The sequence below is a fragment of the Streptomyces sp. NPDC058620 genome, from assembly GCF_042717135.1.
GTDB lineage: Bacteria > Actinomycetota > Actinomycetes > Streptomycetales > Streptomycetaceae > Streptomyces.
This window is the reverse complement of the sequence record NZ_JBHXQO010000077.1, coordinates 1-23,351: the sequence shown is the minus strand read 5'-3', so window position 1 is coordinate 23,351 and position 23,351 is coordinate 1. Positions and strand designations below refer to the sequence as shown.

The 23,351-nt window shown below is 69.9% G+C and carries 19 protein-coding genes; 10 read left to right on the top strand and 9 right to left on the bottom strand.

Going from position 1 to position 23,351, the window contains the following annotated elements:
- Positions 1 to 40: 40 nt before the first annotated feature.
- Entirely contained in the window at positions 41 to 946 is a 906-nt protein-coding gene (locus tag ACFWSK_RS34525; protein WP_383795163.1) for an oxygenase MpaB family protein, read from the bottom strand.
- A 232-nt stretch (positions 947 to 1,178) separates the two neighbouring features.
- Between ACFWSK_RS34525 and ACFWSK_RS34520 the strand changes: the two genes are divergently transcribed.
- Positions 1,179 to 2,186, top strand: a complete 1,008-nt coding sequence (locus ACFWSK_RS34520) for a hypothetical protein (protein WP_383795161.1) — start codon at positions 1,179 to 1,181, stop codon at positions 2,184 to 2,186.
- A 126-nt stretch (positions 2,187 to 2,312) separates the two neighbouring features.
- Here ACFWSK_RS34520 and ACFWSK_RS34515 read toward each other — a convergent pair whose 3' ends face one another.
- Complete coding sequence (locus tag ACFWSK_RS34515; RefSeq protein ID WP_383795158.1) at positions 2,313 to 2,495, bottom strand: hypothetical protein; 183 nt, start codon at positions 2,493 to 2,495, stop codon at positions 2,313 to 2,315.
- Positions 2,496 to 2,576: 81 nt separating this feature from the next.
- Positions 2,577 to 3,665: a fatty acid desaturase family protein gene (locus ACFWSK_RS34510; RefSeq protein ID WP_383795155.1), complete on the bottom strand. Its 1,089-nt coding sequence runs from the start codon at positions 3,663 to 3,665 to the stop codon at positions 2,577 to 2,579.
- Between the two features lie 258 nt (positions 3,666 to 3,923).
- Between ACFWSK_RS34510 and ACFWSK_RS34505 the strand changes: the two genes are divergently transcribed.
- Positions 3,924 to 6,836, top strand: a complete 2,913-nt coding sequence (locus ACFWSK_RS34505; RefSeq protein ID WP_383795152.1) for a DEAD/DEAH box helicase — start codon at positions 3,924 to 3,926, stop codon at positions 6,834 to 6,836.
- Entirely contained in the window at positions 6,833 to 8,170 is a 1,338-nt protein-coding gene (locus ACFWSK_RS34500) for an SWF or SNF family helicase (protein WP_383795150.1), read from the top strand. The genes ACFWSK_RS34505 and ACFWSK_RS34500 overlap by 4 nt, the downstream gene beginning before the upstream one ends.
- Positions 8,171 to 8,360: 190 nt before the next feature.
- Here the strand turns inward: ACFWSK_RS34500 and nadE are convergent, their stop codons facing one another.
- Positions 8,361 to 9,191, bottom strand: coding sequence for an ammonia-dependent NAD(+) synthetase (gene nadE, locus ACFWSK_RS34495; protein ID WP_383795147.1), 831 nt, complete (start codon positions 9,189 to 9,191; stop codon positions 8,361 to 8,363).
- Between the two features lie 284 nt (positions 9,192 to 9,475).
- Between nadE and ACFWSK_RS34490 the strand changes: the two genes are divergently transcribed.
- From ACFWSK_RS34490 to ACFWSK_RS34475, 4 genes are all read left to right on the top strand, one after another.
- Positions 9,476 to 10,831 (top strand): esterase-like activity of phytase family protein, encoded by a 1,356-nt coding sequence (locus tag ACFWSK_RS34490; protein WP_383795144.1) that lies wholly within the window; start codon positions 9,476 to 9,478, stop codon positions 10,829 to 10,831.
- 359 nt (positions 10,832 to 11,190) lie between these two features.
- Positions 11,191 to 11,772, top strand: a complete 582-nt coding sequence (locus ACFWSK_RS34485) for an N-acetylmuramoyl-L-alanine amidase (protein ID WP_383795141.1) — start codon at positions 11,191 to 11,193, stop codon at positions 11,770 to 11,772.
- Between the two features lie 105 nt (positions 11,773 to 11,877).
- On the top strand, positions 11,878 to 13,131 hold the full coding sequence (locus tag ACFWSK_RS34480) for a GAF domain-containing protein (protein WP_383795138.1): 1,254 nt from the start codon (positions 11,878 to 11,880) through the stop codon (positions 13,129 to 13,131).
- A 99-nt stretch (positions 13,132 to 13,230) separates the two neighbouring features.
- Positions 13,231 to 14,754 carry an aldehyde dehydrogenase family protein gene (locus ACFWSK_RS34475; RefSeq protein WP_383795135.1) on the top strand — a complete coding sequence of 508 codons (1,524 nt, stop codon included), beginning with the start codon at positions 13,231 to 13,233 and terminating at the stop codon, positions 14,752 to 14,754.
- 75 nt (positions 14,755 to 14,829) lie between these two features.
- On the opposite strand, the gene ACFWSK_RS34470 is transcribed toward ACFWSK_RS34475, so the two are convergent.
- Positions 14,830 to 15,243, bottom strand: a complete 414-nt coding sequence (locus ACFWSK_RS34470; protein WP_383795133.1) for a DUF6420 family protein — start codon at positions 15,241 to 15,243, stop codon at positions 14,830 to 14,832.
- 476 nt (positions 15,244 to 15,719) lie between these two features.
- Here ACFWSK_RS34470 and ACFWSK_RS34465 point away from each other — a divergent pair, with 476 nt between their 5' ends.
- Positions 15,720 to 15,923, top strand: a complete 204-nt coding sequence (locus tag ACFWSK_RS34465) for a cold-shock protein (RefSeq protein WP_331907913.1) — start codon at positions 15,720 to 15,722, stop codon at positions 15,921 to 15,923.
- 381 nt (positions 15,924 to 16,304) lie between these two features.
- Here the strand turns inward: ACFWSK_RS34465 and ACFWSK_RS34460 are convergent, their stop codons facing one another.
- The 3 genes from ACFWSK_RS34460 to ACFWSK_RS34450 all read right to left on the bottom strand — a co-directional run bounded on the left by ACFWSK_RS34460 (position 16,305) and on the right by ACFWSK_RS34450 (position 20,281).
- Entirely contained in the window at positions 16,305 to 17,540 is a 1,236-nt protein-coding gene (locus ACFWSK_RS34460; RefSeq protein WP_383795131.1) for a SpoIIE family protein phosphatase, read from the bottom strand.
- A gap of 162 nt (positions 17,541 to 17,702) precedes the next feature.
- Positions 17,703 to 18,692, bottom strand: coding sequence for an Acg family FMN-binding oxidoreductase (locus ACFWSK_RS34455; protein ID WP_383795128.1), 990 nt, complete (start codon positions 18,690 to 18,692; stop codon positions 17,703 to 17,705).
- A gap of 443 nt (positions 18,693 to 19,135) precedes the next feature.
- Positions 19,136 to 20,281 carry a magnesium and cobalt transport protein CorA gene (locus ACFWSK_RS34450; protein WP_383795125.1) on the bottom strand — a complete coding sequence of 382 codons (1,146 nt, stop codon included), beginning with the start codon at positions 20,279 to 20,281 and terminating at the stop codon, positions 19,136 to 19,138.
- A 164-nt stretch (positions 20,282 to 20,445) separates the two neighbouring features.
- Between ACFWSK_RS34450 and ACFWSK_RS34445 the strand changes: the two genes are divergently transcribed.
- Positions 20,446 to 20,730: a VanZ family protein gene (locus ACFWSK_RS34445; protein WP_383795166.1), complete on the top strand. Its 285-nt coding sequence runs from the start codon at positions 20,446 to 20,448 to the stop codon at positions 20,728 to 20,730.
- 497 nt (positions 20,731 to 21,227) lie between these two features.
- Here the strand turns inward: ACFWSK_RS34445 and ACFWSK_RS34440 are convergent, their stop codons facing one another.
- Positions 21,228 to 21,650, bottom strand: coding sequence for a DUF6003 family protein (locus tag ACFWSK_RS34440; RefSeq protein WP_383795122.1), 423 nt, complete (start codon positions 21,648 to 21,650; stop codon positions 21,228 to 21,230).
- 911 nt (positions 21,651 to 22,561) lie between these two features.
- Here ACFWSK_RS34440 and ACFWSK_RS34435 point away from each other — a divergent pair.
- Positions 22,562 to 23,351: HAMP domain-containing protein (locus ACFWSK_RS34435; protein WP_383795119.1), on the top strand; the 790-nt coding region annotated here is incomplete at its 3' end.

Here is a 23,351-nt window from a genome sequence, read left to right as displayed (position 1 = left end):
CACCGAGGCGGAACTGCGGTGGCTGCACGCCACGCTGGCATCACTCGACGGGAGCGTCTGACCCCCGCACATGCGCGACCGGGCAGCCTCGCACGCCCGGAGTGGGGAACGTACCGAGCGCGGCGACCTTGTAGCCGTTCGGGTATCCCTTGATCTCCGGGTTCAGCCGTGCGTAGTGCGCCGTGGAACGCGGCGGCATGAGGCGTACCGCCCGGGCCCTCAGACGCAGAGCGGCCCGGGCCAGCCCTCGGGCGACGGGGCCCGGCCGCTCGTAACGGAAAGCCCGGAGCAGTGAGTCGTCCAGGAGGGCGAGGCTGGCCCCGCGCACGACGCGGGCGAGGGGGCGCGGGTACCAGGAGGCCATCAGTGCGAGGGTGGCGTCGGACACCTCGCGCGCGCCTTCGTCCCAGCCGAAGTGCGCGTCCTCGTAGGCGTCGAGCGTGCGCTCGAAGTCCTCGTACGTCTGGGGCACGTCCTTGATGCCCATGTGGGCGCCGAGCGTGCGGTAGTAGACGGCGAAGGCCGTCAGCTCGTGGCGGGAGAGCCGGCGCCATCCGTAGGCGTCCAGCCAGCGCTTCGGCATGACGACGAAGGTGCACAGCACATAGCGCATGTCGTCGTCGCTGATGTCGTAACTGCGGTGCATCTGGTTGATCCGCCGGACAGCGGTGCGCCCGGCTTCACTGGCGAATCCGTGCTCGGCGACGGTGTCCAGGAGCAGCGCGGTGTCGTCGTAGCGCTTCTGCGAACGGTCCGTCAGCTCGGCCGTCTCCGCCAGGAGTCGTCCGATGCTGGGGACGGCGTAGGTGCGGTAGAGGGCGAATTCGAGGGCCCGCGTCATGTCCCAGGGGAACTCGTACGCCACAGTCAGGCGATAGATCTCCAGGAAGTCCCGTTCCGCGTCGAGCTGCTGAATCTCCTTCAGCCGGTCGAACCGCTTCGCCATGCTGTCCCCCATCTTCGGCCGACGTCCAAGCCTACGAGGAGATGGACGGTGCGGCTACACGGGCGGCGCGCTCCCTAGGGTCTCTGCCCGGCTCCGAGCCACGCATTCCGATGGCGGGACGGCAGCGCGCCCGGAGCCGCGACCCCGGTATCCAGGGCCTCGACGGCGGGGTTACCGACTGGTTAAGGTGCGGGCCGACGGACCAAGCCATGACGAGAACGAGGAGGGCGCTGTGGCCGGGACGCAAGACACGGTCGCCGATGACGACGCACTGTATGTGCTGACCGCGGTGCTGCTGACGCCCGCGCAGTTCCCGAGCGTGCTGGGTGACGACTACGTGGCAGCGTGCGGCGCGCTGGCCCTTGAGCCCTATGCCGAGGGGTACGGCCTCGTGCTGGGCCAGGACGGCAGCGGGGCCCGCTGGACCGTGGTCGTCGACGACGTGTCGCTGGTGGCGGTCGCCATCGCTTCCTGGGACTGCGGGATGGAGTACGACCTGTCGCCCGACGACCGTTCGGTGGTCTGCGCGCTGCCCGGCTGGCCGCTGGCGGTCGCGGTCGCGGCACCGGGCGTCCCCGCCCCGCACGACCCGCTGCCCGACCCGGAGGCGGGAGGCGAGGATCCGCTCGCGCTGGCGCCGCCGGACACGGATATGTGGGGGCCCGCGCAGCGGCGCCTGGGCGCGGACGAGGTCGCCGCGCAATGGGCGGCGTGGCGCGAGCAGGTCGACGACGAGACGGCTTACGGCCGGCCCGCCGGGAAGGCCGACGGCGTGGACGTGAAGGTCGCCGAGTCGACCGGAGCGGCCGAGGACGGGCAGGGCAAGCCCGGTCAGGGCGCCCCGGACGTGGAGAGCGCGGCGGAGGACATACGGGAGGGTGCCGAAAAACCCGAGGCATCCGAGGCCGTGGCCGGCCCGGAGGGCGTGGCCGGTTCCGAAGGGGCCGACAGCGGCTCCGCGCCGGCGGGGCGCCACCCCGGCATACGGAGGGCGCTGGACGAAGCCCGGGCCTATGTCGCCGCTCCCCCTCCGCCCGGACGCATCCGCTCGGCGTTCGCGCCCGGCGGCGCCCGCACCCTGCGGGTCGACGGTCCCGGCTGGTCGCTGGTCGCCAGGACCGACGACATCGCGTTCGCCCTGCTGGACGAGGAACCGGGTGAGGTGCTGCCCATCGGGCGCGGGACCGAACTGCCCGGACTGCTGACGGCTCTGGACGACATGGCCGTCAGGCCGGCCTGAGCGGAATACCGGCCAGGGCCTCGGCCTGGCCCCGGGCCCGGCGTGGGGAGCCTTGGCGAAACGCCGTAGGCAATGCCTCGGCGCCGCCCGCGAGGCGGGCGGCGCTACGGCGGGGCCGGCGCCGGGTCAGCGGCCTATCTGCTTGCGGCTGACCCTGCGGAGCCTGCGCCGCTGGGACGGGTCAAGCATCAGATACCCCGCGACAGGCACCCCGATCAGTACGAGCAGGGCCCACCAGAATCCGATGAGCGGCCACAGGATGGCTGCCGCGACAACTCCCCCGAGGGCGATCTTTGCACCGTTGGACATGGTCCACGCCTCCTTCGCGGCCGGAGCCGCTCCTGTTCTGAGAACGCTCGTACGCGCCCATCGGTTCCGGGGAAGGGCCGCTTATCGCAGCGGTTCGCCGACCTCGTGCATGTGAGTCAGCGCCTGCCGGTATGACTCGACGAGTCCGGTCTCCGCGTAGGGCATGCCGATCGCCTCGCAGTGGGCCTTGACCAGCGGCTGCGCGAGACGGAGGTGGGGGCGGGGCATGCTCGGGAAGAGGTGGTGCTCGATCTGGTAGTTCAGCCCGCCCAGGAACCAGTCGTTGAGGGCCGTGCCCCGGACGTTGCGCGAGGTGAGGACCTGACGCTGGAGGTGCCCCCAGCGCTCGCCGTCCGGGTCGGGCATCTCCATGCCCTTGTGGTTCGGCGCGAAGGCCATGCCCAGGTGGAGGCCGAAGAGCGCGTGGTGCACGAGGGCGAAGACGACGGCCTTGCCGAGCGACATGGTGGTCAGGAGCAGCGTCGCGTACAGCGCGAGGTGGCTGACCATCAGTGCGCCCGAGACCAAGCGCTCACGCATGGGCTGGCTGCGCAGGAACTGGAAGCCGGAGACCTTGAGGGCGATGCCTTCGAGGAGCAGCATCGGGAAGAAGAGACGGGCCTGGTTGCGGGTGAGCCAGCGCGCGAAGCCTTCGCGCTGCGCCGCCTGCTTCTGCGTCCACACCAGCGCCCCGACGCCGACGTCGGGGTCCTTGTCGACGTGGTTGGGGTTGGCGTGGTGGCGGTTGTGCTTGTCGTTCCACCATGCCTCGTTCATTCCGAGGAGCAGATTGGAATGGACCAGCCCTATGTTCCGGCTCGTCCTGCGGTTGCCGGATATCTGGGAGTGGCCGGCGTCGTGTCCGACGAAGGCCATCCGGGCCCACACCAGGGCGAGCGGCAGGGCCAGGAACAGGGACCACCAGGTGTCGCCGAGAAGCACCAGGCCGGCGATCACGGCGCCGAGCGCAAGGAAGTTGACGGCTATGCCCGCCGCGTACCAGCCGGTGCGACGCTCCAGGAGCCCTTGGCCCTTGACGGCCCGCAGGAGGGGTGCGAAATCGCTCCCGGTGGTCGCGGAAGCAGTGGAGCCGCCGAGACTCTCGGAGTCGCCGGGCAACTCCGATCCGTCGCGAGTGTGTTCAGCAACGGTGGCTACCGCCTGGGGCATGACGTCTCCGGTCTCTAAGCATCTGTGCTGACCTCATCAAACGTACGGATGGGAGGCCCGCGGCAGCCATGACGCCACCACCCGGCTTCCTCGGGGGCATGCCCCCCGCACGGGTGGTGGTGCTGACTGCACCGCGACTCCCCGAAGGCAGAAATGAGTGACCTGAATCACAGCGCATTCCTCCCGGAAGGAGCCTCGGGTGGAGTACCCTCGGCGACCCCGGCCCCACTAGTCAAATTTGAGGAATCTGACATCGCTGTGCACAGGCTCCCTGCGGCAACGCTCTCCGAGATCTCTGAACTGTCCCGCTGCTCCGCAGTCTTCCTCCCCGCGGATCCGGCCCGTACCGGCCTGATCGCGTTCTGGAACCCGGACGGTAGCACCCCTCCCCAGGCCCCCGGGATTCCGCGGGAACTGACCGTCGTCGGGGCGGACGCACAACCGTACGTGGTGCCGGCGTTGCTCCTCCCCGTACGGGAAGCTCTTCCCGTACTCACGCGGGCGCGGGCGAGTGGGCACCCCTCCCCCGCTACGGCGTTCTGGGGCGCCGCGGGCCTGCTGGCCCTGCAACTGGCCGCGCGCGGGCTGCTCCTGCCGGGACTGAGTCCCGGCGACCACGACGCCTGGCGGGCGGGCCCGCTGACGGCGGAGGACTTCGACCGGATTCGGACGCTCGCGGCAGCCATGCCGCCCAGTGCGCACGCGGTACCGCTCGACGAGGCGGCCGAGCCCGTCCTGCTGGCCGAACCGGAGGCACTTCTGCGTGCGTTTCTGGACGCTGTCGCCGACTGCCTTCCGCGTACACCCGCCGCCGCGCTGGCCACCGGAAGCCCCGTCTTCGCGGCCGATGAACCGAAGAAGTGCGCTGATCAGCGTGGGTGGGCAGCGGATGTGGCAGCGGGCCACGACGCAGGAGTACGACTCTCCCTCCGCATCGAGGTCTCGGGGATCGGGGAGTCGGCGGAGAACACAAGCGGAATGGATGACGAGGTAGCCGCCCGGCCCTCCTTCCGGGCCGTTCTGCAGATCCACAGCGTCAGTGATCCCACGCTCGTCGCCGATGCGGCCGACGTCTGGGCGGGCAGCGCTCCGACGGCCGCGGCCTTCGGTCCGCGGGCCCGGATGGACGCCCTGCTCGCACTGCGCCGCGCCGCGCGCGCCTGGCCGCCGCTGACACCGCTGCTGTCGGCCGCGGTACCGGACTCCGTCGACCCGGCGGACGAGGAGATCGCCGAACTGCTTGGCCCGGCCGCACGGGCGCTCGCCGCGACCGGCGTCCAGGTCCACTGGCCCAAGGAGCTGGCCCGCAAGATCACCGCGCGCGCGGTGATCGGTCCCGTCGACCCGCACGAGGGCGACGAACACCAGGACGGTGCCAAGGGACCCGGCCGCACTGAGTCGGACACACCGTCCTTCCTCTCCGCCGACGCGCTGCTCGCCTTCAACTGGTGGTTCGCACTCGGCGATCAGAAACTCACCCGGGAAGAGCTCGACCGCCTCGCGGAAGCCGGCAGGCCCGTGGTCCGCCTCCGCGACCAGTGGGTGCTCATCGACCCGGAGGAGGCCAGGCGCGCCCGCGAGACGCGGGACCGCAAGGTCACACCCATCGACGCACTCGGCGCCGCGCTGACCGGGTCCACCGAGGTCGACGGCCGCCGTGTCGAAGTGGCGGCGACGGGCTGGCTCCGGCAGCTGCGGGACCGGCTCGCCGACCCCGAGTCGGGCGGGAACCAGACGATCGGCCAGCCCGGCGCCCTCACGGCGACTCTGCGCGACTACCAGCTGCGCGGGCTGAACTGGCTAAACACCATGACCTCCCTCGGCCTCGGCGGCTGCCTGGCCGACGACATGGGGCTGGGCAAGACGATCACGCTGATCGCATTGCATCTGCACCGCCAGGGCGACGCTTCCGCTGCGGGCCCGACGCTGGTGGTGTGCCCGACCTCCCTGATGGGCAACTGGCAGCGCGAGATCGAGAAGTTCGCGCCCGGTACGCCCGTACGCCGCTTCCACGGTGCGTCACGCTCGCTGGAAGGGCTGGCCGACGGCGAGTTCGTCCTCACCACGTACGGCACGATGCGACTGGACGCGCCACGGCTCGCCCGGGCGGAGTGGGGCATGGTCGTAGCCGACGAGGCCCAGCACGTCAAGAACCCGTACTCGGCGACCGCCAAGCAGTTGCGGACCATCGGAGCACGCGCCCGCGTCGCACTCACCGGAACTCCGGTGGAGAACAACCTCTCCGAGCTGTGGGCGATCCTCGACTGGACGACACCCGGCCTGCTGGGCCGGCTGGGCACCTTCCGTACGCGGTACGCGAGCGCCGTCGAGGGTGGCAACGACCCGGGAGCGGCCGAGCGGCTCGCCACGCTGGTGCGCCCGTTCCTGCTGCGGCGCCGCAAGTCGGACCCTGGCATCGCCCCGGAGCTGCCACCCAAGACCGAGACGGACCGTGCGGTGTCGCTGACCGCCGAACAGACCGGTCTGTACGAGGCGGTGGTACGGGAGACCATGGCCGAGATCTCCGGCGCCGACGGTTTCGCGCGCCGCGGGCTCGTCGTGAAGCTGCTGACCGCGCTCAAGCAGATCTGCAACCACCCGGCGCAGTACCTCAAGGAGGAACGGCCGCGTATCGCGGACCGGTCGGGGAAGGTCGAACTGCTCGACGAGCTCCTCGACACGATCCTGGCCGAGGACGCGAGTGTGCTGGTGTTCACCCAGTACGTGCAGATGGCCCGGCTGCTGGAGCAGCACCTGGCGGTGCGCGGCGTCCGTACCCAGTTCCTGCATGGAGGTACGCCGGTCGCCGAGCGCGAGGCCATGGTCAACCGGTTCCAGGCGGGCGAGGCACCGGTCTTCCTGCTGTCGCTGAAGGCTGCCGGTACGGGACTGAACCTGACCCGGGCGGGCCATGTGGTGCACTTCGACCGCTGGTGGAACCCGGCTGTCGAGGCGCAGGCCACGGACCGTGCCTACCGGATCGGTCAGACCCAGCCGGTGCAGGTGCACCGGCTGATCGCCGAGGGGACCATCGAGGACCGGATCGCCGAGATGCTGGCCCGCAAGCAGGGCCTCGCGGACTCGGTCCTCGGTTCCGGCGAGACGGCACTCACTGAACTGACCGATGCGGAACTGGCCGATCTGGTGGAACTGCGAGGGGGCGCCCGATGAACGACCGATACGAGACGGACGACGACTACGAGGAGCAGGGCATCCCGGCGGGACAGGAACCTGAGCGCACCTTCGCCGCTCTGCCCCCCGCCAAGGGCCGCGGCTTCGCGACGTCCTGGTGGGGCCAGGCATGGCTGAAGGCCCTGGAGGACACGGCACTCGACGGCGAGCAGCTCAAGAAGGGGCGCCGACTGGCCCGTGAGGGAAGGGTCGGCGCGGTGTCGGTACGGCCCGGCCGGATCACCGCGGTCGTCCAGGAGCGGGACTCGACGACGTACCGAAGTGACGTGCTGCTTCAGCAGCTGAGCGATGAGGAATGGGACCGCTTCCTGGACATGGCGGTCGACCGGGCGGGGCACATCGCCGCACTGCTCGACCGGGAGATGCCGCCGCATCTGGTGGAGGACGCGGCCGCCGCCGGAGTGGACCTGCTGCCGGGAATCGGGGACCTGGAGCCGGAGTGCACCTGTGAGGCATGGGACCACTGCCCGCACACGGGGGCGCTCTGCTACCAGGTGGCGCGGCTGCTGGACCAGGACCCGTTCGTCCTGCTGCTGATGCGTGGCCGCGACGAGCGCCGGCTGCTCGACGAGCTCCAGGCCCGCAGCGTGGCCCGGGCCGTACGGGGAACGCCCGCGTCGTCGGAGGCGCGGGGACGGTCCGGGCCGGGTGCGCGTGCAGGGGTCGGGGCGCGGGAGGCGTTCGCGGCGCGGGACATTCTGCCGCCGCTGCCCGCCCCTCCCGAGCTGCCCCAGGAGCCGGGGCAGGCGCCGTCACTGGACACGGAGTCCGGGCCGGCGCCGGGCGTCGATCCGGCGGCGCTGGAGTTTCTGGTGGCCGGCACTGCCGTACGGGCCTACCGGCTGCTCGCGGAGGCGCTGGCCGTGGGACACGGCCGGCAGCCGGCTCCCGGTGAGTTGACCGTCTCGCAGGACGCGGTGCGGCTGGCGGCCGATGTCCGGCCCGAGCCGCGGATCGCGGCCCGCATCGCCGAGGGGGCGGGGCGGCAGAGGGCCGACCTCGACGCGGCGGTGCGCGCCTGGCAGTACGGCGGGCCCGCGGCGCTGACCGTTCTCGACGAGGAGTGGGAGCCGGACCCGGAGTCCCTGGCACGGGCCCGCACGCAGCTCGCCGAGGCGTGGGAGGAGGGCGAACGGCCACGGCTGAGGGCGGGGCGCAGCCGCTGGACGGTTGCGGGCGCCGACGTCCAGCTCAGGTACGGGCCCGACGGGCGCTGGTGGCCGTACCGCAAGGAGCGGGGGCGCTGGATGCCGGTGGGCCCTGCGGACAACGACCCGTCGGGCGCATTGGCGGGGGCCCTGCCGGAGGCGTAGGGCCGGACGGCGTGGCGCTGCGTGTTGCGTGCCACTGGGCTCCGGCCGTGTCCCGGGGCGCTGCGGCATGGCTCTTCGCCGCAGCGATGCGTTCCGGCTCGGTACGGGGGTGTTCCCCTCTCCGGGCCGGAGGGCATCCATGGGCAGGCCGGGGTGCGGCCGCGACGCGCCCCGGCCGCAGCCCCCGCTCTTACGGAGCGACCGGCAGCTGGCGCTTGTGCTCGGTGAGGCGGTAGCGGCTGACGATCGTTTCAAAGACACGCTCGTCCACCGGCTTGCCCTCCAGGAAGTCGTCGATGTCGTCGTAGGTGACCCCGAGGGCGTCCTCGTCGGTCTTCCCCGGGTCGAGGCTCTCCAGGTCGGCCGTCGGAGCCTTCCAGACCAGCTCGGCAGGGGCGCCCAGCAGGTCCGCGACGGCCCGCACGCGGCGCTTGGTCAGGCCGGTCAGCGGCACCAGGTCCGCCGCGCCGTCGCCGAACTTGGTGAAGAAACCGGAGACCGCCTCGGCCGCGTGGTCGGTGCCGACGACCAGCCCGCTGTGCGCGCCTGCCACCACGTACTGGGCGATCATGCGCTGCCGTGCCTTGATGTTGCCGAGCACGAAGTCCTGGTGGTGGGCGTCGCGGAAGCTCACTCCGGCGGCCAGGGCGGCCTCCAGCGCGGCGTCACCGGCGGGCTTGATGTCCACGGTCAGCACGTGGTCGGCCTGGATGAACGAGAGCGCGAGCTGGGCGTCGTGCTCGTCGGCCTGGACACCGTAGGGCAGCCGCATCGCGTAGAACCGCGCCTCGTGGCCTGCGGCCCTGGCCCGCTCGACGGCGAGCTGGCACAGGCGCCCTGCGGTGGTGGAGTCGACGCCTCCGCTGATGCCGAGTACCAGGCAGCGCAGGCCGGTGGAGATCAGCCGCTCGGCGAGGAAGGCCACCCGGCGCTCGATCTCCCGCTCGGCCTCGAAGGTCTCGGCGACCTGGAGTTCCCGGGCGATCTCCTGCTGCAGGGCGATGGACGCCGGCTCGCTCACGTCTGCTCCTTGTTACGTTTCACGGGGTGCTGTCCCAGCCACCCTACCCAGGAGGTGACCGACGGATCTGGGGCGGTGCGACGGCGGGCTGGCGACGTGCGATCGCGACGGCGGGCCAGTGACGTGTGATCGCGCGGCGGAGGCCTGAGCTGCTGGCGCAGCACGGCGCGGGGCGCGCACGCGTTCGTCACGCGCTGTCCTCACGTTCAACTCGATGTCACGGTGCGTTGAGGCACAGGGCAGAGCCTGACGCTCGTCCGAGCGTTAGTGCACCAGGAGGCCCCATGTCCGCCCGTATCACCCGTCGCTCTCTCGCCGCGGGGCTGCCGCTCGCTCTGCTGTCGACGTTGTGCGTGGCCGCGACGGCCGGCGCACAGGACCGTGACGGGCACCACGGCGGCGCCGGGGCGACCGCCCGGATCACTGGCAGCGCCACGCTCGGCGACGTGCCGCTGGCCGGTTTCAGCAACGGCCTGCTGCCCGGCTCGGTCTCGGACGACCGTGGCGTGATGCTCGGCGGAATCGGCAGCGACATCTACCCGGCGGGCCGCAAGGGCGAGTTCTGGACGGTGACGGACCGCGGCCCCAACGGTCAGATCAAGATCGACGGCAAGAAGCGGCGTACGTTCCCCGTCCCCGGCTTCGACCCCGCGATCGTGAAGATACGCGTAACCGGCAAGCGGATCGACGTGCTCCAGTCCCTCCCCCTGACCATGGCCTCCGGCGCACCGGTCACCGGCCTGCCCAATCAGCCGAGCCGTGACGAGGCCCCGTACGGCTACGACGCTCGGACCCCCCTCGCGTACAACCCGAACGGCCTCGACACCGAGGGCATCGTCCGCGCCGCGGACGGTTCCTTCTGGCTGGTCGACGAGTACGGCCCCTCGCTCGTCCACGTCTCCTCGCGCGGCCGGGTTCTCGCCCGCTACGTCCCCGAGGGGCTTCGGCTGGAAGGTGCCGGCTACCCGGTGATCGAGGCACTGCCGGGCATCCTGCTGAACCGCAAGATCAACCGGGGATTCGAAGGTCTGGCCCTGCTGCCGGGGGGCGATCTGGTGCTGGCCGTGCAGAGCCCGCTCTCGCTCCCCGACGAGGACGCGGGCGAGAGCTCGCGCAATGTCCGGATGCTGCGCTTCTCCACGAAGAAGCAGGCGGTCACCGCCGAGTACGCCTACCGCTTCGACCCGGTCGAGGTCGTCGACCCCGGGGAGGACGACACCTCCGAGCTGAAGATCTCCTCGGTCGTCGCGCTCGGCCCACGCACACTGCTGGTGGAGGAGCGGACCGACAAGGCCGCGCGACTGCACCGGGTGACGCTGCCTCACGGCGCCGGAATCCTGGGTTCGGCCTGGGACGAACCGGCGGCCTCGCCTTCGTACGAAGAGCTCCCCGACCCCTCGGCGGCGGGCGTTCCGGTTCTGCGGAAGAGTCTGGTCGTCGACCTCGGAACGGTCGAGGGAATCCCCGGCAAGATCGAGGGCGTGGCCGTCACGGGCCGTGACACCGTCGCCCTGATCAACGACAACGACTTCGGGATGACGGATGGCGCGGATGCCTTCGACGCGAACGGCAGACTGGTCGACAGCGGTATCGAGACCTCGGTGACCCTCCTGAAACTGCCTCGCCCGCTCCGCGGCTGACGGCCGGCGCCCAGCGCGCCAACGTCCCGTCGTCCCTTCCGCCTTACGCCCTCCGCCCTCCGCCCTTGCTGCTCTCGATTCCGTACCCCTGCCGTCTTCGGCCGCCCGCGCGGCGCCCGAAGACGGCAGGGTGCGCGTGGACGCGGCTGGTCGGATCGATCGGCCACCCACTTCCCAGGCGTCTGCACGCGCCGAACGACGGCCTGTTCACCGCGGTCACCATCCGGCGCCGGTCGCGCAGTTCGCTATCACAGGCATGATCGCCGCCGCCGCGGAACCGAACCGCAGGCCCCGTCGTCGTCTCCGGGAGACGGCCGCACTGTTCCCGCGCGGCCGACCTGCCCCGATGGAGTACGCCGATGGACCGGAGAAGAATCCTTCAGGGCGCCGCGGTCACCGCCGCTGCGGCGCTCTTGCCCGCCTCGGTGCGCGCAGTCGCGGCCTCCACCGGTGAGACGGATTACGCGCAGGCGGCATGGGCACCGGCCTCGACGTCCAACTACACCTCAGCGAACCGCCCTTCGTCCCATCCGGTCGACCTCGTAGTCCTCCATGTCACCCAGGCCACGTTCAGCAACACGGTCGGAATCTTCGCGAACCCGGCGAAGCAGGTATCGGCGCACTACGTGGTGCGCTCTTCGGACGGTTACATCGCTCAGTGCCTGCGGGAGAAGGACATCGGCTGGCACGCCGGGAGCTGGGACCACAACACCCGCAGCATCGGCATCGAGCACGAGGGCTGGGTGGATCAGCCCTCCTACTTCACCTCCACCATGTACGAGCGTTCGGCACGGCTCACGGCGGACGTGTGCGACCGCCACGGCATCTCCAAGGACCGTGCCCACATCATCGGCCACCACCAAATCCCGGGCAGCGACCACACCGACCCCGGGAGCAACTGGGACTGGGGGCGCTACATCCGCCTCGTCAACCTCGTCTGAGCCCCCACACACCGGCGCCGCCGATTACTCTCCGCACCGAGGTTGTCGCGGAGGCCGACTGCGACGACGATGGGGAGGCACGACGCCCCTGGACGGGAGGGTGAGTTGACGGACCCCTGGGTGGCCCTGGCAGCCGATGCCGATCCCGGCGAACGGCTGCACGAACTGCGCCACGCCCACGAGGTGTTCACCTCCGCCGGACGGCTGGAGCGCCCGGTGCGTACCGTGGTCGGCGAATCGTGGCGGCGCTCGGCGCGGGCGCGGGTCAGCCCGGACGGTGCGGCCCTGATGGACCTGGACGCCGACGACCTGGAACCGTACCGGGCCGGCCATCCGCTGGCGCGTGCGATGCCGGTGATCCGCGAACTCATGAGCGCGTACGCGACGGACGGGGAGCATCTGCTCGCCGTGTGCGACGTGCACGGCAGGTTGCTGTGGGTCGAGGGGCATGCGGCGGCCCGGCGGCGGGCGGGGCTGATGAATTTCGTGGAGGGCGCCCGCTGGGCCGAGTCCGTGGCGGGCACCAACGCGCCGGGCACCGCGATCGCCGTGGACCGCCCGGTCCAGGTGTTCGCCGCGGAGCACTTCCTGCGGCCGGTCCAGCAATGGACCTGCGCGGCTGCCCCGTTGCACGATCCGCGCACCGGGAGGGTGCTGGGAGCGGTCGACATCACAGGCGGCGACCGGCTCGCGCACCCGCACAGTCTCGCCTTCGTGCAGGCTGTGGCACGCGCCGCCGAAAGCCAACTCGCCCTGCTCGCACCGGCGTCGGCCGGGCACTGCGTACAGCTCAGCGCACTCGGCCGGGACGAGGCTCTGCTGGTCGCGGGAGGTCGCAAGGTCCGCCTCAGCAGACGGCACAGCGAGATCCTGGTGGTGCTGGCCCGCCACCCGGAGGGTATCGGCGGCGAGGAACTGCTCGTCGAGCTGTACGAGGACGAGTCGGTGACCCCGGTGACTCTGCGCGCCGAACTGTCGCGTCTGCGGAGGCTGTTGGGGCCCGGACTGCTGCACTCGCGGCCGTACCGGCTGGCAGTTCCGGTGGACGCGGACTTCGACACGGTGGCCCGCAGACTCGCCTCCGGAGCGGTGGCAGCAGCGCTCGGCGCGTACGGCGGACCGCTGCTGCCCGGCTCGCAGGCTCCCGCCGTCGTACGACTGCGGCAGCGGATCGCCGACCAGCTGCGGGCGGCGCTGATCGCCCGGGGCGACCCGGGGCTGCTCGCCGACTGGGCCTACAGCCCGTGGGGCGAGGAGGATCTCCCGGTATGGCAGGCGCTGGCAGCGGTAGCGCCAGCCGGCCACCGGGCCACTCTCCTGGCGAGAGTGCGGGGGCTGGACGCGGAGCAGCGCGGATAGCGGAACGGTAGCGCAACGGCGTTGCAACGTTGTGGTGCCTAGCCTCGCGCCGAGGGCCGTCCAACGGCGGGCGGCACCGGAATCCGGGAGGCCACAGAGATGACCCGTTACGCTGCGCCGGGTACCGAGGGCGCCATCGTCTCGTACGAGTCGCGCTACGACCACTGGATCGGCGGCGCCTACGTCCCCCCGGCGCGCGGCCAGTACTTCGAGAACCCGAGCCCCGTCAACGGCCGCCCCTTCACCGAGATCGCCCGAGGCACGGCCGAGGACGTGGAACGCGCCCTGGACGCCGCGCACGCGGCGGCCCCGGCCTGGGGAGCGACCGCGGCGGGCGACCGCGCCAACGTGCTGAACAGGATCGCCGACCGGATGGAGGCGCACCTCGAGGAGCTGGCAGTCGCCGAGAGCTGGGAGAACGGCAAGCCGGTACGGGAGACACTCGCCGCCGACATCCCGCTGGCCATCGACCACTTCCGGTACTTTGCGGGCGCGCTGCGCGCTCAGGAGGGGTCGCTCAGCGAGATCGACGACGACACCGTCGCGTACCACTTCCACGAGCCGCTGGGCGTCGTCGCCCAGATCATCCCCTGGAACTTCCCCATCCTGATGGCCACCTGGAAGCTCGCTCCGGCACTCGCCGCGGGCAACGCGGTGGTACTCAAGCCGGCCGAACAGACCCCCGCGTCCATCCACTTCTGGCTGAAGCTGGTGGCGGATCTGCTGCCGCCGGGCGTGGTCAACATCGTGAACGGCTTCGGCGTGGAGGCAGGCAAGCCGCTGGCGTCGAGCCCCCGTGTCGCGAAGATCGCCTTCACCGGCGAGACGACGACGGGCCGGCTGATCATGCAGTACGCCTCCGAGAACATCAAGCCGGTCACGCTCGAACTGGGCGGCAAGTCCCCGAACATCTTCTTCGACGACGTGTGGTCCTCGGACGACGACTTCCGGGACAAGGCACTCGAGGGGTTCACGATGTTCGCCCTGAACCAGGGCGAGGTGTGCACCTGTCCCTCGCGCGCGCTGATCCAGCGGGGGCACTACGGGGAGTTCCTGGAGGCGGCCGTCGCCCGCACCGAGCAGATCGTGCCGGGCCACCCCCTGGACACCGACACGATGATCGGCGCACAGGCGTCCAACGACCAGTTGCAGAAGATCCTGTCGTACCTGGACATCGGTCAGCAGGAAGGTGCGAAGGTCCTGACCGGCGGGCAGCGGATCGAGCACGGCGGCGAACTGGAAGGCGGCTACTACGTCCAGCCGACGATCTTCGAGGGTGACAACCGGATGCGTGTCTTCCAGGAGGAGATCTTCGGCCCGGTGGTCGCGGTGACCTCGTTCACGGACTTCGACGACGCCATCACCACGGCCAACGACACGCTGTACGGCCTCGGCGCAGGCGTCTGGACCCGCGACGTCAATACGGCGTACCGCGCGGGCCGGGCCATCAAGGCAGGTCGGGTCTGGACGAATTGCTACCACGCCTATCCGGCGCACGCGGCCTTCGGCGGGTACAAGCAGTCGGGAATCGGCAGGGAGAACCACAAGATGATGCTGGAGCACTACCAGCAGACGAAGAATCTTCTCGTGTCGTACTCACCGAAGAAGCTGGGGTTCTTCTAGGGCATGAGGCAGGTGCCTGACCTGGGCCTTTGCCGGTCAGGCACCTGCCGCTCGCTTCGGCAACCCGAGTGCGGTTTACGCGGAAACCTGTGGGAATCTCGGTGCGGATGTTCCCCGGGAACAACTGGTCCGGAGCAACAGGTACCCCGAACGGCTATGAGCGGCCGAGCGTTCTCGCCTCGCCGAAACGGCTCTCGTCGTCGGTGTGTCCCGCCGACCGGGCAAGAAAGTGATCCGGCACCCCGTTGTCCGCCGGAATCGGGAAGCAACTCGCGCGCATCGCAGGAAAGAACCCGCCGCAGCCAGTTCCCGATCACCACCTTGTACGCCCGATGCCGCAGCTGCCGCATGCCCTGGTGCGACGTGGCAGCCCAACCGCCGCCCGTCCGTACGGCGCAGCAGCGGTAGGGCGGTCTCGGTGGAGTGCAGGACGGGCAGGCCGTCGTACGCGGCGCACGGGCCTGCGGCGCCGCGGTCCTCAGTCGTCATACGGTCTCGTCTCCATCGCGCGGCCGACGGCGAAATCGTGCCCCTGGTCCTCGATGTCCTGGTGGTCGTCGGCGGGCCGGATGCCGATGGGGCCGGGCAGACCAGGGCCGTCGGCGCCGAGTGAGCGGCGCCCTTGAGCCAGTGGTGGGAACAGATCACGGGACCGGTAGACGACCGTCCTCGCCAGGATGACGCATACCCTGCCCGCGCCAGGCGCTGCACCGGCATGTGCTCAGGTAAACGCGACCGTCAATTCGTTGAGCCTGCACCACATTCCCGGGGCGTGAAGCGTCGCCGTTTTCCTCTGGTGACGGGGTGTGCGGCCATGTAACCTCTACGTCAGCTGTCGTGGTTCGGAGTTCCCATTGCCCACGCCCTAGGTGTGGGCGCTTTGCTGTGCTGTGCCGCAGGGACCAGGGCGATCACCTCCGCCTCCCACGTGGGTGGGTGGCGTTCATCGACTGGAAGGCATGGTTATGGCTACGGGCACTGTGAAGTGGTTCAACGCGGAGAAGGGCTTCGGGTTCATCGCCCAGGACGGTGGCGGCCCGGACGTCTTCGCCCACTACTCCGCGATCAACTCCTCGGGCTTCCGCGAGCTCCAGGAGGGCCAGACGGTCACGTTTGACATCACCCAGGGCCAGAAGGGCCCGCAGGCGGAGAACATCAACCCTGCCTGACCTTCTCAACCCTGCGTCGACGCGATGTCGCAGGTTCGGTAAGCGGACAACCCGCTATGCACGTCGAGGGCCGCTCGGCACACGCTGAGTGGCCCCCACGTGTCCTTGGCAGCCCCAGCCACCCGGCATCGGGATGTTTCCGGCTGCCCAGAGCATGGAACGCGGCCAGGTGGCCGACTGCTCAGGACTAGCTGATCTCGTCGGCTGAAGTCCCCGGTGGCCGAAGGGACCTTGGCGACGTGCACTCCTCGAACGGCGATCTCAATCGTCCGAGGGTGGATGCGGAGCGCTGGCGACAAAGGGTGGGGAATGGTGAATTCCTTTCTGCGGCAGCGGTTGCTAGAGGGCCTGAAGGAGCGACCTGGCGGCCTCGGCACGCTGTCATAGGCGCACGACGACAAGGGCGATGTCGTCCCGGGCGCCGCCGGCCACGCCGAGGCGGCCCAGCAGGGCGTCCGCGAGGCGGTCGGGGCTCAAGCGGACATGACCGGCGAGGGCGTCGGTGAGCCGCTGCAGGCCGACGTCGATGTCCTCGTCGCGGCGTTCTATGAGCCCGTCCGTGTACAGGACGAGGACGTCACCGGGGGTGTAGGGCAGGGCGGCCTGCGGGCGGGGGACGTGCGCGGGGCGGGCGCCCAGCGGCGGGTCGGTGGCCTGGTCCAGCAGGTCGCAGGTGCCGTTTGGGTGCACCAGGACGGGAGGAGGGTGACCGGCGCTGCTGTAGGCGATCCGCTGGTGGTGGGTGTCGATCACGGCCTGGACGGCGGTGGTGGCCAGCGCTCCCTCGACCGAGCGGGCGTACAGGCCCAGGACCTCCAGCGACTTGGCCGGCTCGGTCAGAGCCCGGACGGCGGCGCTCAGCGCACTGCGGAGCATGCCCATGACGGTGGCGGCCTCCAGGCCGTGGCCGACGACGTCGCCAACCGCGACGCCGAATGAGCCGTCGGGCAGATCCACGACGTCGTACCAGTCGCCGCACACGTTCAGCGACCCGACCGCGGGCAGGTAGCGCACCGCGACATCCCGGTGCCGGTCCAGGTCGGGCGAGTGCAGCATGGCCTCCTGCAAGGTGACGGCGATCTGACGTTCCCGGGCATGCGCCTGGCGCAGCTCCTCGTTCAGCCTCTGCAGCTCCCGCGCCCGCGCGTACAGCTCGGCCTCCATCGCCACTCGCTTACCCAGCGGTCCGCCCGGCGGGTGGGAGGGGCGGGAGCGGACGAACTCGGTCACGTCCTCCACCCGGTGAATGATCCACGCCACCTGCCCGTCCGGCCCGAGCACGGGGGTGTTGATCGGCGACCACCACCGCTCCTCGAACGCTCCCGGCCGGGACGGGACGGGGATGTCGTACTTCTGCACCGCCATCGTGTCCGGCTGCTTGGACTGCAGGGCCCGGTGCAGCGAGGCACCCAGGTTTTGCACCCCGTCCGCGTTCGCATCCGCCGGATTATCCGGAAAGGCATGGAACAGGTACTGACCGACGAGATCCTGCTTGCTCCGTCCGGTGACGCGCAGGTATGCGTCGTTGACGTCGGTGATCACCAGGTCCGGGCCCAGCACCAGATACGGACTGGGTGTGGCCGCGAACAACCGCTTGTAGTCAATGCTCGGTCCCACGGGCTTCACACCAGTCCTTCCGCTCCTTCAAGGCGACCCTTGCCTGGTTTGAGTAGAAGTCCTCCCTGCAGAGGGATACCTCCCACCGCCACGATCTTGAGCCATCGGACCTTTGCCGTTGTCGTTGTGCCGGCGAGCAGGACGGCGAGTCGCCCGACGCCGTCACTCGAAGCTGAGGACGTCGGCCACAGGTCTGCGAAGTGTCGCCGCACCCTGAGGGCCGTAGCCGAGACGGAACACCATGTGGACGAAGCCGATCGCGGAAGTCGGATCGCGTACGAACGGCCGGAGCTCGGGCCATTCGAGCGGCTGCGACATCAGCGAGGTCGCGAGACCTTCGAGGGTGGCCCGCAGGAGCACCCGTTGCATCGCTTGCCCTGCCCGCAGCCAATCAGCCGGGGTGTCCTCGACCGTGCCGAGCAGCGCGATCTGCGCGTGCTCCTCAAAGACGGCCACGGAGCGGTCGGGCACCCGGCGTGAGGAGTCGAAGTCCCGTACGGGGGAGCTCACGCCGTACTGCCGTGGCCCGAGGGCGTCCGCTGGGATGCCTTCGTCGGCGGGGCCCTCACCGGTCCTGCCCGTGCGTGTCCAGGTGGCGATCTCCGCGCGCACGGCCTCGTTCGCCGCCTCGAGGAATTCAGCGTCGTGCACGAGTTCCATCACGGCGTCGGCGTGCCAGGCACCTGGAATGATCAGTCGGCAGCTTTCCAGGAAAGCGGCGGAGCGAAGCCCATCGAGTATGAGCTCGGGAATCTGTTCGTCCGAGAAGGGAAAGCGGCTGGTGTGACGCCGCCGTACCGCGGGATGGAGGTCCTCGAGGTCACGGCCCCCGGCCTCTGCATCGTTGAGCATGACGTCGGCCAGGTACCAGGGGTCCTCGGGGACGGGAAACGGCCGGACGGCGGCGGACAGCCCGCTGTGGGCGGCGGCCACGCGCAGGTTGAACAGGGCGGCGCCGCATCCGAGGTGCAGTGCGCGGAGGTCGGGGTCGCCGTACGGGAGCGTGCGGTCGGGATCGCCGTACAGCGCGACGGAACGGCCGCTGGTGCGGTGGACGAACCTCCAGGGCTGTGCGTTGTGCATGGAGGGCGCCATCACAGCGTCCTCGACCAGTGACGTCACGACCGCCGCATCAAGTTCTGTGGTGGACACAGCTCGTCCTGTCTGTGGAGGAGGCACGGGCGGTGGGCGGTGCGTCGGACATGTGCACCCCTGTGATTCGGTCGGCTCTTCACAGCCCCTCTTCGCATTGTCGCAGTGCTGGCCGGGCCGCACCTGGTGAAGCGAACACAGGTTGAGGGGCACGACCCCTACGACACTGATGCCCGCACGGCACCGGGTCCCCGGGGGCTGTCAGTCCCTGGCCTGCGAGAGCACGGCCGGTTCCCGCCTAGGCCGCCGGTGCCGGCGACCACGACGCGACGAGGACTACGAGCAGGTGGAAGCCCCAGGCCGCCGCGCTGCTGGTCGTCGGGATAGATCCAGAGGGTGATAAGCGCGATCCAGGCCACGATCCCGGCGTTGAACAGCTCACGATCCCGGCGTTGAACAGCTAAGGAAGGAAGGCGCGCACAGCCGATCTCCTTTCCAAGCGGTCAGAGCCAGTCCCGGCGCTTGAACACCACGTACAGTCCGCCGCATACGACCGCCATCAGCGCCAGCGCGAAGGGGTATCCGAGAACCCAGCCGAGTTCGGGCATGTGGTCGAAGTTCATGCCGTAGATGGTGCCGACCAGGGTCGGGGCGAAGAGGATCGCCGCCCAGGAGGAGATCCTCTTGATCTCCTCGTTCTGCGCGTGGCTGGCCTGGGCGAGCTGTTTCATCTCCTCGTTCTGCTGCTGGGTGACCAGGGTGGCGTTCACGGCGAGGATGTCCTGAAGGGCGAGGCGGAAGCCGTCCACGCGTTCGGTGACGTGGGTGGCGTGGTCGGCCACATCGCGCAGGTAGCGGCGCAGTTCCTCGTCGATGCCATACTTCTCGAACCCGGCTGAGAGTCCTTCGAGGATCCGGGTCAGGGGTCGGGTGGCGCGGGCGAACTCGACTACTTCGCGGGAGAGTTCGTAGATGCGGCGCGAGACCATGGGGTCGCCGCTGAAGACCTCTGTCTCGATCTCGTCCACGTCGTTCTCCACGCCGGCCACGACGGGGGCATAGCCGTCGACGACGGCGTCGAGGATCGCGTACAGCACAGCCTCGGGCCCTCGCTTGAGGAGATCCGGGGTGTCCTCCATGCGGCGGCGCACCTCCGCCAGGGCGGGGGCGGCGCCGTGGCGGACGGTGATGACGAAGTCGGGTCCGACGAAGACGTGCAGCTCGCCGAAGTCGACCTCTTCGGCGGCGTCCAGGTAGCGGGCAGCGCGCAGGACGACGAACAGGGTGTCACCGTAGCGTTCGAGCTTGGGGCGCTGGTGGGCCTCCAGGGCGTCCTCGATGGCGAGGGGGTGCAGGTCGAACTCATCGGCGACGGACAGCAGCTCGGCCTCGGTGGGCCGGTGCAGGCCGATCCAGGCCATGCCGCCGTCCGCCTCGCGGAGCTTGGCGAAGGTTTCGGCAAGCGAGTCATGAGTGCTGGTGCGCACCCCGTCCTGGTAGAGCGCGGCAGTGATCACACTGTTTCCACGGGGCTGCTGCTCCACGAGGGCGGCCGGTCCGGCCCCCTCGGCAGGGGCGGGGCTCGGGGCGGCGGGACGTTTGGCAGGCTTGGTGAACGCGCGCAGGGCACGTCGGCGACGCTCGGACACAGCAGGAGTCCTTCCGGAGGCAGGAAGTAGAAGGCTTAGGGATGAGCGAGGGCAAGCAGCAGACGCCGCCTGCGGGTCCGGCCACGAGCCGGGCACGGCAGCGTCCCGCGCCCGGCTGACGCTGGAGCCGTCGGTTGCCTCCGAGCCGTTGACCCCACAGCAACCTGCGCCCGGGTGCTTCCGTCCGCGACTATCGCGCACAACCCGCGTTCCGTGACACCGTCAAGCAGCTCGGCGGCAATATCACTCTCGGCATGTCATTCGGCATGCTGCTGCCAGTGCTCGCGCCCCGCGCACGGGGGCTCGTCCGCATCGTAGCGGTCACGGCGTCGGTGATGACGTTGGTCGAGTTGGTCCAAGGCTCCCCCATCGCCGGGCGGGCCTTCGACACCGACGATGTCGTACTCAACACGACGGGCGCCTTTGTGGGGCTGTCGGCTGTCTGCTGATTGGACATCGGCTGGGCCGCGCTGTGCACCCCCGGCGCCAGCACCTGGTGGCACCGCTTTACCAGGCGACCGACCGCTGTTGGCTAGCGGCGGTCCGGGGGTGCGTCGCAGCGTGGCGAGCCTTCTCGAGCAACAAGGCCGGTGGGGCGGGACAACTTCGCCGTCGAGGGCCATGCGGGCGTCCAGCGGAAAATCGGAGATCAGTAGCCGGGCGGGGCGTGCCGCTGCGTACAGGTGGGTTCTGGCGAATCCCCCGGCCAGGGCGGCGACCAGGAGCCGGGGGCGGGCGAAGTGTCCGCCTTGGGCGATGCGCACGTCGAGTACTCAGCCGTGGTGGTGCGGATTTCCGCGCCCGGCCAGGAGCCTTTGGCCACTCGCTCGAAGACCGCCCGATCCACCACCCTCATCACACGCCGCCCCCGGCCCCCCGGCGAAACACCCATCGAGTCCCCGTAGGTGCAGCGTGTCGTGATGTCCTGGCGGTGTCGCGGGCGAGGTCAGACGGTGAGACGGCCGATTTCCTGGGGGTCCAGGCCGGTCAACTGGACAATGCGCGGCGCGGGAACTCCCGCGGTCAGGGCCCGGTGCACGAGAGCTTCCCAGTTCTGGGTCGTGTCCCGGAATTCCAGCAGCTCGCTTTCCATGTCCGTGACGGACTGAGGCGCGCACTCCTGCTGTACCCGCAGCACTTCCTCCTCTCCCAATGGCACAGGAAGGCGCTCGGCGTCCTCGGGGATGAGCGCCTCCGCCTCGGCGGGGAGAATCCGCACCTGCTCGGAGGAGGCCGAGACTCCGTGGGCCTGCAGCCAGCCGTGAACCGCGGGTGTTTCCGCGCACTCCAGAACCCCGACGGCAGCCAGCGCTGCCCCCAGCCTGGGATGCCGGTCAGGAAGAAGGAACAGGTAAGCGTCAGTAGCCATCGCGTGGGATCGCCTTCTCAATCGGACATCAGCGGCGCCTTGATGCTAGCGCTCCCACGCCACACCGAATTCCGCTCTCAGCCGGCCCGGCTGCACCCGTCAGCAGAGAATCACGCTGAAGTAGAGGCATGGCGAGGTCCGGGCGCGAGCACCCCCGCCACATTCTCGAACGGTGTTTCAACCAGCCTCGAGCAGTGGCGTCGCATCGCCACCCACTACGACAGGACCGCCCAGTCCCACCTTGCAGCCGGCACCCTCGCACCGGTCCTGACATGGGCGTGACAGTTTTGACGACACTTCTGGGCGCTGGACCACATGGTCCACATAGTGCAGTCGCGAACGTCACCCATGGCCTCGCCGGCACCCCAGTCGACCCGGTTCAAGCCGATGGTCCCGGCCCGGCCGGCCTGCCCGGCTGTCTCCCTCACGCCCATCGAATCCGCCACTCCGAAAGAACGACCGGACCCGGCGTAGTCAACGCCGACTCACGCGGCTCGCCCTTTGCGAACCAATGGCATGAACCGCTCGTACAGCTCGGACACCGACGCTGCCGCCGGTTTTCGGCTCCCGAGCGACGGCCGTTGGATTCGCCGGCCGAGCAGCGGCACCGCGTCTTCGTCAACGACTGCGTGGTCACGCTTCCAGGGAAAGCGTTGAGACCACGGCGGCGGCGAAGAGTGCGTCACCCCCCTCCTGCGCTCAGGACCCGACCAGATACGTCGCCCGGGAGTACGCCGTCGGTTCCGGGGCATTATGTCGTTCTCCGCGGTACCGGGGTAGTCTGCCTCCAATACTTGTCGCACGACAACGGTCCGTGACCGAAGGCATGCGGCGTGGAGGGGGCGACCCCCGCCAGAGGGGCGTGTGCTGTTCCTTCGGCGGGGGTCTCCGGTGAGCCAAGAGGATTGGTCATGGCTGAGTTGAAAGTCGAGAACTCGCGTCCAGTGCAGCGGGCACGTTCGCGCGGGACCGGCACGGTCGGGGACCCGCAGTTGCGGCAGCTCCTTGACGGGCTCACCGCGGTGCGTGACGGTGACTTCGGAACGCGCCTGCCGGATGAGGCAGATGGCCTGCTCGGCGAAATCGCCACGGTGTTCAACGGCATGGTCGACCAGCTGTCGCTGTTCACCTCAGAGGTGACGCGGGTTGCCCGTGAGGTGGGCACCGAAGGAACGCTGGGCGGTCAGGCGGAGGTTCCGGGCGTCTCGGGTACTTGGGCTGACCTGACCGACTCGGTGAACGCGATGGCCGGGAATCTCACGACTCAGGTCCGCGACATCGCTCATGTGGCGACCGCGGTGGCCCGTGGCGACCTCTCGAAGAAGATCGACGTCGACGCGCGCGGTGAGATCCTGGAACTGAAGAACACCATCAACACGATGGTCGACCAGCTCTCCGCCTTCGCCGACGAGGTCACCCGCGTCGCGCGTGAAGTGGGCACCGAGGGCCGTCTCGGTGGGCAGGCCGACGTCAAGGGGGTCTCCGGCACGTGGCGTGACCTGACCGACTCCGTGAACTTCATGGCGGGCAATCTGACCGCGCAGGTGCGCTCCATCGCGCAGGTCGCCACGGCGGTCGCCCAGGGTGACCTTTCGCAGAAGATCGACGTCGACGCGCGGGGCGAGATCCTGGAACTGAAGGAGACCATCAACACGATGGTCGACCAGCTCTCCGCCTTCGCCGACGAGGTCACCCGCGTCG